We start from the raw sequence: 12,696 nt of genomic DNA on the forward strand, positions 1-12,696 counted from the left end.
TTACGCACCCTCGTTCATTAAAGAGAGGAACTCTTCATTAGATTTGGTCTTGAGCATTTTAGAGTAAAGGAATTTCAATCCTTCTACCTCTTCCATGTTCTGCATTGCAGTTCTAAGTGCCCAAACTTTCTGGAGTGTTTCAGGGCTTACAAGAAGCTCCTCTTTACGTGTTCCTGATTTGGTAACATCGATCGCAGGATAGATACGACGCTCAGAAACATGACGGCTGAGTACTACTTCAGAGTTACCAGTACCTTTGAACTCTTCAAAGATCACCTCATCCATACGGCTTCCTGTCTCAATAAGTGCCGTAGCAATAATTGTAAGTGAACCGCCCTCTTCAATATTTCTGGCTGCACCGAAGAAACGTTTCGGTTTATGAAGTGCGTTCGCATCAACCCCACCGGAAAGGACTTTTCCCGAACTTGGTGTAACTGTGTTATATGCACGTGCAAGTCTAGTGATAGAGTCTAGCAGGATAATTACATCTTTACCCATTTCAACACGTCTTTTGGCTTTTTCAATTACCATTTCCGCTGTTCTCACATGATTTTGTGCAGGCAGGTCAAATGTTGAACTATAAACTTCTCCCTTTACTGAACGCTGCATATCGGTTACCTCTTCTGGTCTCTCATCAACCAACAGTACCATAAGTGTCGCATCCGGATTGTTATAAGTGATACCGTGTGCAAGTTCTTTAAGAAGTTCTGTTTTACCTGTACGAGGCGGTGCTACGATCAAAGCTCTCTGTCCTTTTCCAATAGGCGTAAAGAGGTCAAGTACTCTACCTGTCATCTTCACCGGATTGTACTCAAGTTTCAGTTGTTCAGCAGCATAAAGCGGTGTAAGGTTATCAAAAAGCGGTCTTTGTTTTGACTGTTCAGGAGCAAGGTAGTTGATTGCTTCGATCTTAAGTAGAGCATTATACTTTTCTTGTTCTTTAGGTGCACGTACCTGACCGGTAACGATATCCCCGTTTCTAAGGGCAAAACGCTTGATCTGTGTACTGCTTACATAGGTATCGTTACTGGAGTTGGCAAAGTTGCCATCTTCTGAACGCAAGAATCCATACCCATCAGGCAAAATCTCAAGAATACCTGTAAATAGGATAAATCCTCCCTGGCTTACTTGCGATTTAAGAATCTCAAAAATAAGGTCTTTTCTTTGATACTCGTTCGGGTTTTCAACCTGGACCTCTTTTGCGATCTCTACAAGCTCTGCTAAAGGCAGCTTTTGGAGTTCTTCTACTTTATGCCCTTTTACAGGTACATGTGTTCTATTGGTAGTTTTTTTGCTTTTTGGTGCTTTGGCGTTGGTATTGCCAGAAGATTTTTGATTGTCGCTCATGTGTCCTCTTGAGTGTTATTGGAAATTATTCTTAGAAGATTTGTGTATTGGTTAATAGTCATCTAAAACTATGTAGTTAGCGTATTATAAACCTTTTAAACTAAAATTTAAGTTAAGGCATAAAGTAACAAAGGCGGATAAATCATCGGTCCAAGTAAAAAATACCAAGAAGGGATACGCCACATCATCATCTGCGCAAGTTCTTTTGAGACAACACGCTCTTTAAAAACCTTTTTAAGAAGCTCCAGTTTGTAAAAAATATCAAATACTTTCATGGCTATTAAAAATATCATGCTGACATTCAATATATCTGTTGCTATGACCACAAATAGTACAAAATAAAATCCCGGATGTACTGCAAAAAATAAGAATATAGACTTTTGATAGTAGACATTTAGCCGTTCCAAGATGCCTAAAAGTGTAGGTGCCCTTTGGATATAAGCTTCAAAAAGTTCTGCTCCCAAAAGAATAAAAGTAAATAAAAGTGCTGTTTCCATGTGGGATTTTACACTTATTTCGATAAAATTCATGTGAACTTAACCAGAGGACTTTGACTTGGCAGACTGTACCTGTACCCACTGTAACCTTACCTTTGATGAAAATGTGATGATCAATGAAGAGTATAAGGGTCAGACACTGCATTTTTGCTGTAAAGGGTGTCAGGGCGTTTACCACCTACTTGAAAGCGAAGGGCTTGACAGTTTTTACGAGAAACTGGGAAATACGACACTTCAGCCTGCAACACCGCAAGAAGAAGATCTGGAAAAATTTGATCTTGAAGGATTTGAAAAACGTTATGTCAAGATACATGATGACGGATTACATGAGATCAATCTTATCATCGAGGGGATACACTGCTCTGCATGTGTATGGTTGAACGAAAAAGTACTACACAAGCTTGATGGCGTTATGGAAGCCATCATCAACTATACCAATAACAAAGCGAAGGTCGTCTGGGACCCTGAAGAAGTAAAGCTCTCTAAAATCATAGAAACGATCCGTTCTATCGGATACAATGCCTACCCTTATGATCCAAAGTTACAAGAAGAACGTGCAGTAAAAACACGAAAAAGCTATTATATGCGTATCCTTGTAGCTATCTTTGGTTCTATGAATATCATGTGGCTGGCTGTAGCACACTATGCAGGGTACTTCGGAGGGATACAGCAATCTTTTAAAGATATTCTCAATGTGGCTGAGTTCATCCTGGCTACACCTGTACTTTTCTACTCCGGATGGATATTTTTCAGAGGAGCCTACTACGGCTACAAAAATAAAACGGTCAATATGGATACCTTGGTTGCCTCAGGTGCACTTTCAGCCTATATCTATTCTATTTATGCCATGGTCTCCCAACAGGGTGAGGTTTACTTCGATTCAGTGACTATGATCATTACTTTTGTACTGGTAGGGAAATACCTGGAAGTTCTCAGTAAAAAACATGCTGTTGATACGCTTGATCATATTATAGGGAGTACGCCTACCGAAGTTACTACTATCCAAAACGGTGTTAAATCACTGGTTAGTGTAGAGAACATTATTATAGGGGACATTATAGAACTTAAACCGGGAGAGAAAGTAGTCATCGACGGTACCCTCACCCAGGGAGCTGCCTCTTTTGACGAGAGTTCACTCACCGGGGAGAACGAACCGGTTTATAAAGAACAAGGAGATGAGATCCTCAGTGGTTCAATCTGTCTTGACTCTACACTACAGTATGAAGCCAAAAAAGATGCATCAAGCTCTCTACTGACCTCTATTGTGAATCTCCTGGAGGAATCCATCACCAAAAAACCACGGATAGAACAGCTTGCCAATACCATCTCAGGGTATTTTTCAAATGTGATCCTTATCATTGCACTACTTACTTTTGCAGGATGGTTCTTCTACTCCGGAAGCTTTGAAAATGCACTGATCATAGGAATTTCTGTCATTGTCATAGCATGTCCTTGTGCTCTTGGGCTTGCTACACCTATGGCATCACTTGTCGGTATCTCTATGTCAGCTAAAAGAAATATCCTTTTCAAAGAGGCAACATTTCTTGAAACAATGGCCAAAAGCAAACTGCTTGCACTTGATAAAACCGGGACTATCACAGAAGGTAAACCTTCAGTTCAAAAAGAGATGACACTTGAAGCATTTGATTATAATCTCCTCTATTCTCTTGTCAACACTTCAAACCATCCAGTTTCAAAAGGGATACTTGCGCACCTTGAATCACAGCATGAAATCCTTCAAAGTTATCAACTTCAAGATATCAAAACGATACAGGCAAAGGGAGTTGAAGCAAGCTATCAAGGTCAAAAGCTCATCGGAGGGAATGCCTCCTTTATGCAATCTGCAGGCATAACTGTAGATGAGCAAAGTGAATATACACTCTTCTACTTTGCAATCGATAACAAACTTGCAGTACGCTATGAACTGAGTGATACCACAAGAGAAGGTGCTGCAGAAGCAATTGAAATGATACAAGAGATGGGGATCAGGGTTGTCATGCTTACAGGGGATAATGAACAGAGTGCCAAGAGAGTAGCAGACTCCGTAGGTATTACCGAATTCTATGCCAAACTTTTACCTGATGAAAAGGCTAAAATGATCGACAGATTTCATGATGAAGGTGAAATTGTCGTGATGGCAGGAGATGGGATCAATGATACGATTGCACTCTCCTCTTCGGATATTGCTATTGCAATGGGAAATGGTGCTGATGTTGCTATTTCAGTGAGTGATGTGGTGTTACTGGATGAGAATCCATACAGCCTGTATGAATCCTATAAACTCTCCAGACGTACCTATCAGGCAGTCAAAGAGAACCTGGGTTTCTCACTGTTGTATAATGTCATAGCCGTACCGCTTGCAGTCGCAGGCTTTGTCAATCCACTGGTTGCTGCACTTTCAATGAGTTTAAGTTCATTGGTCGTTGTCGGCAATTCTATGCGTATTAGAACTTTAAAATTCAAAAAGGATAAGTAAGTGTCAGAAAATATTGTCATATTGATGATCGGCGTCTCTACTTTGCTAGGGGCTTTAGGGCTTATCGGATTGCTATGGGGTATCAAGACCGGACAGTTTGATGATCAGTCCAAGTTTATCGATGGTGCACGATTTGACGGAGAAGATGCACTTAGGGATGCAGCCATGATGGAAGAGAAAAAAATGAAGCATCAAGAGAAGAAAAAAAATGAAGAAAAAGCTTATATGCCACCTGATTGATTGAATGCACTAATCGAAGGTATGGTATTATATGAATAAATATTAAAGGAGTCATTATGCATCTTAAAAAAATATTACTCAGTACAATTCTAATGAGCGGTTTGCTTACAGCGCAAAACTCTGTTGCTCTAAATATCAACAACGAGGATGTTGAGTTACAAACATCAATTAATTTCAATGATGTTATCGGATATGCCGATGGTACAACCTATACACTTGATGCGAACTATTTACACACTGATGGTGATAATCTTTTGGGTATTGGTCTCTCAGGAGAAAATCAGCTTCAAGGAGTCTATGGACTGACTGTCGGATTGGGTATCAAAACAGTGTTTGCTGATCAATTTGTAGCTGTCCCGCTTTTAGTGAGAGGGGCTTATACTTTGCCTCTGACTGATGCAATTCCTACGACAAAAGTTGAAATGAGTTTAGCATATGCACCTTCAGTACTGAGCTTTAATGAAGCAGATGGATACTCTGAATTTCGTACACAACTAGATATGGAAATCGTTTCAAATATCCATATCTTTACAGGGTACAGAAATATAGATACAGATTATAAAGCATCTGATCATACATTCAATGACAGCTTTTATGGCGGATTGAAACTCAGTTTTTAAATGAAGAATTGGTAGAAAGGGGGTACTTAATGGCGATTTTAATCACCGGCGGTGCAGGATATATCGGATCTCATACTTGTGTAGAGCTTTTAAATGCAGATTATGATGTCGTTGTGTTTGATAATCTTTCCAATGCATCCAAAGAGAGCATTACCCGTGTCGAAAAGATCACCGGTAAAGAGATCTCTTTTATCCAAGGTGATATCCGCCATAAAAAAGACCTCAGTCAAGTTTTTGATACCTACCAGATAGATGCAGTGATTCATTTTGCCGGACTTAAAGCTGTCGGAGAGTCTGTAGAACAACCGCTTAAATATTATGACAACAATGTTCATGGAACAACAGTTTTGTGTGACGTGATGGCATCATACGGATGCAAATCGATTGTATTCAGTTCTTCAGCTACAGTCTATGGAGACCCTCATATTACACCGATCAAAGAGGATTTTCCGCTACAGGCAACCAACCCTTATGGGAGAAGCAAACTCTTTATAGAAGAGATTCTTCGTGATCTATACACCTCAGATAACGCATGGAAAGTGATACTGCTAAGGTATTTTAACCCCGTTGGTGCACACGAATCAGGCTTGATCGGTGAAGATCCAAACGGTATACCCAACAACCTTATGCCTTTTATCTCTCAGGTAGCCGTAGGAAAAAGAGAGTATCTCTCCGTATTTGGAGATGATTACGATACACATGATGGTACAGGTGTGAGAGACTATATTCATGTAGTTGACCTGGCAAATGGGCATCTCAAAGCCTTGGAGAAGATCGACAGTATCAGTGAAGTTCTGGCTGTGAACCTTGGTACGGGACAAGGATACTCAGTACTTGATATGGTCAAAGCGTTCGAAAGTGCATCCGGGAAGAAAGTGCCTTACCGTATTGCACCAAGACGGAGCGGTGATATTGCAAAATGCTTTGCTGACCCAAGTTATGCAAAAGTGGTTTTAGATTGGGAAGCGACCAAAGACATTAAGGCAATGTGTACAGATAGCTGGCGATGGCAATCACAAAACCCCAACGGATATGAAGGATAAGTATGATTAAAAAATCGATCTTTAGAGAATATGATATCAGAGGTATCTTTGAAGAGGAACTCAATGAACAAAGTGTAAAACTGATAGGTTACTACCTTGGACAAAGGATCAAAGGTGATAAGATTGTAGCTATCGGATATGATGCTCGTTCACACTCTCCAATTCTCAGGGACTATCTTACTTCAGGACTCAATGCGGCTGGATGTAAAGTTCTGGATATGGGAATGGTTGCCACACCTGTCAACTACTTTAGCAACTATCAAAAGATCGATGGGTTTACAACCGATGCTTCAGTAATGATCACAGGTTCACATAACCCAAGTGAATACAACGGTTTTAAAATCACGATCGATCAGGCACCTTTTTTTGGAGAGGAAATCTATGCACTTGGTGAAGAGGTGATCCTACACCAGGATCAAAAAATAGAAGGAAACACTGAGTGTGTAGAGATCGATGTGAAAACTCCGTATATCAACTACATGGTTCAAGAGTTTGCCCACCTCAAAGGCTTGGATAAAAAAATCGTTATTGATTGCGGAAATGGTGTAGCAGGCACAGTGATCACCGATATCTTTAATGCATTGGAACTCCAATACAGAGGTTTATTCTGTGAACCTGACGGTACTTTCCCCAATCACCACCCAGACCCGTCTGTTGAAAAAAATCTCAGTGATGTTAAAAAGGCCCTTGAAAAAGAGGGAGATATCGCATTTGCATATGACGGAGATGCAGACCGTATTGCAGTACTTACACATAAGCACAATATCAAGGGTGATCATATGGCTTTACTTTTTGCGATGCAAATGGAAAACCCGACTGTCATCGGTGAAGTAAAATGTTCCCAAGTAATGTATGATGAGCTAAAACGTCGCGGTGCCAACGCGATCATGTATAAGACAGGTCACTCCAACCTCAAGGTAAAGATGAAAGAGACAGGTGCCCATCTTGCCTGTGAAGTAAGCGGTCATATCTTCTTCAAACATCGTTACTTTGGATATGATGATGCTATCTATGCAACACTTAGAATGCTTGAACTTATCAAAGACGGTATAGATCTGGATAAAGAGATCGATGCATTACCTGCTGTTTTCTCAACTGAAGAGATCAAAGTAGAGACAACGGAAGAAGAGAAGTTCCTTATCATTGATAAGATCAAAGAACTTCTCATACATCCGCCAGCAGACTTTCCGGTGATGTTAAATGTCATCGATGTTGACGGTGTAAGGATCAACTTTGAACATGGATGGGGATTAGTAAGAGCCAGCAATACAACGCCTGTGCTTGTTACACGATTTGAATCGACAGATGAAGCTATGGCAAAAACTTATGAAACAAAAGTGAACGAACTGATTCAAAAGGCAAAAGACTCATTATGAAAAATAGACTCTACTTTGTATCCAATCACCCAAAAGCTCAGGCCCATGCCTTTCAGGCTATTGAAAATGAACAGGACAAGATAGGCTACTATACTCTACCCGATCAGGATATCACACCTATTTTAGAGTATGCAGACAAGATCCCACAGAGTGTTGAGAGTATCGTCATTATCGGCATAGGCGGAAGTTCATTGGGAGCCAAAGCGATCTACGAGTTTGTCAAGCCTGTCAATGATCTCAAAAGAACACTCTACCTTTTTGAAAGTACCGATCCTATCGATATCAATACCACACTCAAACAGATCGATCTGGATACAACACATTTCATTGTTATCTCTAAATCAGGAACCACAGTAGAGACATTTGCGATCTATAAATATGTGTATTCACTCCTCCCAAAAATCTCTGCGTATACTTTTATTACCGATCAGGGCTCTCCTTTGGACAAATATGCGCAGGAAGTCAATGCCAATGTACTTTATGTTCCCCAAAATGTAGGCGGACGCTTCTCTGTACTCTCATCTGTGGGACTACTGCCTTTAGTGTTATGCGGTATCGATGTTACCTCTTTGCTTGAAGGGGCGAAAAGAATTAAGGAAAGTTTTTTTGAACAGGGGTATATGCAGGAACCACTACTGAAAAAAGCGGTCTTTTATGCCAAAAATCATGCACGCTATAACATCAATTGTATCTTCGCTTACTCTGAATCACTTAAATACTTTTGTGAATGGTATGTACAACTATGGGGTGAGAGTCTGGGAAAACATCAAAGACACTCTGCCTTTCATGTAGGACTTACCCCTATCGGTCTGATAGGCCCTAAAGATCAACACTCATTTTTGCAGCTTTTAACAGATGGAACCCGTGACAAATCTATCACTTTTATCAAGATAGAAAACTTTGAAGAAGGTATGACCATTCCGGATATCTCCCTTCCGCACCTAGAGTCTTTGGATATCCTAAATTCCATCTCATTTGATACACTGATCAATATGCAGTGTGACTCGGTCATAGAGTCCTTGGATCACGAAGGTGATATCCCGATTGACAGCATTATGCTTCCTAAAGTAGATGCATACACTATCGGTTCTTTGATCTACTACTATGAACTCCTTACTTCACTGGTTGCAGAGCTCATGGATGTCAATGCATACGATCAACCAGGTGTTGAAAACGGTAAGGTTATCCTTAAAAAGAAACTCCAAAAAACCAAGCGCTAATGATGCTTCAGCTATAATCTGAACCATAATTTATGAAGAAAGTGAATACGATGATCAATAAATGTCTATTTCCGGCTGCAGGGTATGGAACACGTTTTCTGCCTGCTACAAAAGCAACTCCAAAAGAGATGCTTCCCGTCCTTACAAAACCATTGATACAGTATGGTGTAGAAGAAGCTGTTGAGGCAGGTATCCATACTATGGCTATTGTTACAGGAAGAGGCAAACGTGCAATAGAAGATCACTTTGATATCTCATATGAGCTTGAACACCAAATTAAGGGAAGTTCAAAAGAATACTTGTTGAATGAAATTCGTGCGCTCATTACTCAATGTACTTTCTCATACACAAGACAGATTGAGATGAAAGGTTTGGGACATGCTATCCTTACAGGAGAAACATTGATTGGGCATGAACCTTTTGCCGTTGTGCTTGCAGATGACCTTTGTACCAACAAAGATAAAGGTGTATTAAGCCAGATGATCGAGGTATATGAAAAATACCAATGCTCTATCGTAGCGATCGAAGAAGTGCCAATGGACCAGACCGACAAATACGGTGTGATCGACGGACACTTGGTAGATGGAACAGAGGATACCTACAGGGTTACCGATATGGTAGAAAAACCTGATCCCAAAGATGCGCCTACCAATATGGCGATCATCGGAAGATATATTTTAACCCCGGATATTTTTGATATCCTCAGACAAACCAAACCTGGGAAAGGCGGAGAGATACAGATCACGGATGCACTTCTTGAACAGGCAAAAAACGGAAAAGTCATTGCCTTTAAATTTAAAGGAAAACGTTTTGACTGCGGCTCTGTAGACGGTTTTGTTCAGGCTACAAACTATTTTTATCAAAACATGGAGTAAAGTTTTTGGGGATGATTGATTATTTTTATCTCTTTTTATATAAGTGCTTCACACTCTTATCTAAACTACTGCCTAAAAAAGTGATGGACTTGCTGTTACTGGGCTTAAGTAAGCTTATATATCGTCTTGATAAAAAACACCGGTCGATCATCCAAAAAAATCTTTCCCTTGCCTTTGGAAGCACTCTTACTCAATCACAAAAAGATCAAATCGGCATTCGTACTTTTTATAATATGTTACAAACCATTATCAGTTTTATGAAACGTTACGGCAAAACATCACATGAATTGCTTGAAAAAGTTTCCTTTCACAATGAAGCGTTTGTACAGCATGCCATCGATACCAACCAAAAAATCATTTTTATGACAGGGCATTACAGTAACTGGGAACTGCTTGCACCTGCCATCGCTGCAAAATTCAATATCACTTTGGTGGCTGTGGGACGGAAACTTGATTCAGAAGTGATGGACAATGTCCTGATCAAAAATCGAGAACAATTCGGCGTTGAAATCCTCTATAGAAAAGGTGCAATGAAGGGTATGATCAAAGCACTAAAAAAAGGGAAGGCCGTAGGACTGCTGCTGGACCAAAACCTTGGAGAGAAACAAGGTGGCATCAAAGTAAATTTTTTTGGGAGAAGTGTCGGACACTCGCCTGCTGCTGCCGTTTTAGCACGTACATTGGATGCTGTAGTCATCCCCTCTTTTATCAGTACTGACGACTATGAAAACTATACCGTTACCTTTTATGAACCTCTACCGATCATTAAAACGGAAGATAAAGAAGAGGATATACGTCTTATGACTCAAGCACAGGCAGATATCACCCAAGAAGTGATCGAAGGGAAACCTGAAGAGTGGTTCTGGGTACATAAGCGATGGAAAACCTATTATCCTGAACTCTATAAAGAACACCTATCATGAAATTACTCTTTTTTTCTGTGACCAAACATCAGTATCGTTACTTTGAAACTCTGAAAAAATCTTTCAACTACACATCAAAACATCTTTTTTTCCCTAGTTTTTCTTTCTCGTTAAAGGGATTTCGTTATACAAAACAACTTGTTCTGACGGATATATTTGCTATTAAATTTAAAGAAATTGACTGTAAATATACCAATCCTGTAACGAAGTTTTTTTACAAACTGTTATTAAAGTTACAGACACCTTGGATCGTTTCATCTGTTTATTCCCAACTCAAAGTATTTAAACCTGATTATCTCATTGTCTGGAACGGTAAAAAATTTCACCAGGCTATCGCTGTTGAAATTGCCAAGAATCTTCATATTCAACCTGTTTTTTTTGAAAATGGTGTTTTGCCAAATACGACTACAATGGATTTCAAAGGGGTAAATGCAAGTAATTCCGTGCCAAGGGATATATCATTTTTTGTGCACCTTCAAGTTAAAGAAGATCAACAGCTACCTCAAACACTGCAAGTGAGAGAATCAAAAGCTAAGAAAAAAACATTTGATACTTCGCTACCAGAAAGATATATCTTTATTCCTTTTCAAGTTGCTTACGACACACAGATCATCCAACACTCACCCTGGATAAAAGACATGTTCGAGCTTTATGATATCATCGAGTGGCTATCTACACAGATCAATATCCCTTTTGTGATAAAAGAGCATCCTTCTGACAGAGTAAGTGACTACACACCCCTGTACACCAAAGCAAATAAAAACATTATCTTCAGTAGTCAAAATACCCAGGAACTTATCGAAAATGCAGCATGTATCATAACCATTAACTCGAGTGTAGCAATGGAGTCTTTGCTTTTTGCCAAACGTGTGATAGTTCTTGGTGAAGCCTTTTTTGCCATTAACGGTATTGTAAAAACAGCAAAATCCAAAGAAGAAATCAAAACCTATTTAGAGACAATGGATATGTGGCTGGTCGACGGAAAATTGATCAAACGCTTTTTAACTTATCTTTACTATGACTACCTTATCCCCGGTGATTGGAGAAATCCTTCACAAGAACATCTTGATCAAATTGATATTCGGTTAAAGAAACAATATGATGCACTACCACATAAATTTCAACAGACATAGAATATTTTGTTAAAATTCAGTATAAAAAACAAGGAAAATTAATAACTTTATGAAAAATCCATTTAACTATTTTACTCATAAATTTGATCCAAGCAACTTTACTCTTGTTATGACCATACTTGTCAAAAATGAAGCAGATATTATTGAGACAAATATTCGTACGCATGCAGCATTAGGTGTTGATGCTTTTGTAGTCATGGACAATGACTCTACTGATGGAACAAGAGAGATACTGGCTAAATTACAAAATGAATTTGAAATCACAATCTATGATGAAAAAGAACCATACAATCAAAAAAAGTTTATGACCAAACTTGCTTTCAAGGCTAAAGATCTTTATAATGCAGACTGGATAATCAATAATGATGCTGATGAATTTTGGATTCCAAATGATGGCCTGAATTTAAAAAACCATTTAAAATACAAAGGCGGCGTTTTGCGAGTTGCAAGATCCAATATGATTTTACATGAAGGCATAAAAAATTGGTGGGAAAGCAAGTATCAAGTTATCAATCAGATAAATTATCGATTTGGTGAACCGAATATCATTTTAGGTCATACAGCTAGAAAAACTATTGTCAATCCCCACGGTCTTATTAAAATAAACGCTGGGAACCATAGTGCAGAGCATATTGCTTTACTAAAGAAAAAAGAAATTAATGATATTCATGTTTACCATTATCCAATAAGAAGCTATAAGCAGTTTGAATCTACAGTACTTGTTAGAAAAAATCATCCTAAAAATAAACTGAACAACAGATTCGGAACGCATTATAGAAGATGGATACAGTTATATGATGAAGGTAAGCTTGAGGAGGAATATAACAATTTCATATTTAAGCATGATGAAGTTTCAGTGATGAAAAAAATAAATTTATTGGGTGAAAATACACTGCCAGCTAAAATTATTAATAGCATCATAAATTAACATATAAAAAATTTTCAT

Annotated in this window: 12 protein-coding genes; 10 read left to right on the plus strand and 2 right to left on the minus strand. The window is 39.0% G+C overall.

Annotation, left to right across the window (positions count from 1 at the left end; translation table 11 throughout):
• On the minus strand, positions 1-1,347 hold the full coding sequence (rho, locus tag PGH07_RS03635; protein WP_289412604.1) for a transcription termination factor Rho: 1,347 nt from the start codon (positions 1,345-1,347) through the stop codon (positions 1-3).
• 107 nt (positions 1,348-1,454) lie between these two features.
• A complete protein-coding gene (locus PGH07_RS03640) occupies positions 1,455-1,844 on the minus strand; it encodes a hypothetical protein (protein ID WP_289412606.1) in 390 nt (129 codons plus the stop codon).
• A gap of 58 nt (positions 1,845-1,902) precedes the next feature.
• Here PGH07_RS03640 and PGH07_RS03645 point away from each other — a divergent pair, with 58 nt between their 5' ends.
• Genes PGH07_RS03645 through PGH07_RS03690 form a run of 10 tightly spaced genes read left to right on the plus strand, consistent with a single transcriptional unit; the run spans position 1,903 to position 12,678 of the window.
• Positions 1,903-4,320 (plus strand): heavy metal translocating P-type ATPase, encoded by a 2,418-nt coding sequence (locus PGH07_RS03645; RefSeq protein ID WP_289412607.1) that lies wholly within the window; start codon positions 1,903-1,905, stop codon positions 4,318-4,320.
• Positions 4,321-4,560, plus strand: coding sequence for a cbb3-type cytochrome oxidase assembly protein CcoS (gene ccoS / locus PGH07_RS03650; RefSeq protein ID WP_289412609.1), 240 nt, complete (start codon positions 4,321-4,323; stop codon positions 4,558-4,560).
• Between the two features lie 56 nt (positions 4,561-4,616).
• Complete coding sequence (locus PGH07_RS03655; protein ID WP_289412611.1) at positions 4,617-5,180, plus strand: YfaZ family outer membrane protein; 564 nt, start codon at positions 4,617-4,619, stop codon at positions 5,178-5,180.
• 29 nt (positions 5,181-5,209) lie between these two features.
• Positions 5,210-6,223 (plus strand): UDP-glucose 4-epimerase GalE, encoded by a 1,014-nt coding sequence (gene galE / locus PGH07_RS03660; RefSeq protein WP_289412612.1) that lies wholly within the window; start codon positions 5,210-5,212, stop codon positions 6,221-6,223.
• A gap of 2 nt (positions 6,224-6,225) precedes the next feature.
• Complete coding sequence (locus PGH07_RS03665) at positions 6,226-7,599, plus strand: phosphomannomutase/phosphoglucomutase (RefSeq protein WP_289412613.1); 1,374 nt, start codon at positions 6,226-6,228, stop codon at positions 7,597-7,599.
• Entirely contained in the window at positions 7,596-8,819 is a 1,224-nt protein-coding gene (locus tag PGH07_RS03670; RefSeq protein WP_289412614.1) for a glucose-6-phosphate isomerase, read from the plus strand. The genes PGH07_RS03665 and PGH07_RS03670 overlap by 4 nt, the downstream gene beginning before the upstream one ends.
• Before the next feature lie 50 nt (positions 8,820-8,869).
• Positions 8,870-9,694: a UTP--glucose-1-phosphate uridylyltransferase GalU gene (galU, locus tag PGH07_RS03675; protein ID WP_289412617.1), complete on the plus strand. Its 825-nt coding sequence runs from the start codon at positions 8,870-8,872 to the stop codon at positions 9,692-9,694.
• An 11-nt stretch (positions 9,695-9,705) separates the two neighbouring features.
• The gene (locus PGH07_RS03680) at positions 9,706-10,617 is read left to right on the plus strand and encodes a lipid A biosynthesis lauroyl acyltransferase (RefSeq protein WP_289412618.1); all 912 of its coding nucleotides are present in this window, start codon (positions 9,706-9,708) and stop codon (positions 10,615-10,617) included.
• Positions 10,614-11,750: a capsular polysaccharide export protein, LipB/KpsS family gene (locus PGH07_RS03685; protein ID WP_289412619.1), complete on the plus strand. Its 1,137-nt coding sequence runs from the start codon at positions 10,614-10,616 to the stop codon at positions 11,748-11,750. Before PGH07_RS03680 ends, PGH07_RS03685 begins: the two co-directional genes overlap by 4 nt.
• A gap of 49 nt (positions 11,751-11,799) precedes the next feature.
• Positions 11,800-12,678 carry a glycosyltransferase family 2 protein gene (locus PGH07_RS03690; RefSeq protein WP_289412620.1) on the plus strand — a complete coding sequence of 293 codons (879 nt, stop codon included), beginning with the start codon at positions 11,800-11,802 and terminating at the stop codon, positions 12,676-12,678.
• The last annotated feature ends 18 nt before the right edge of the window (positions 12,679-12,696 follow it).

Origin of the sequence: Sulfurovum zhangzhouensis (genome assembly GCF_030347965.1) — a bacterium.
GTDB lineage: Bacteria > Campylobacterota > Campylobacteria > Campylobacterales > Sulfurovaceae > Sulfurovum > Sulfurovum zhangzhouensis.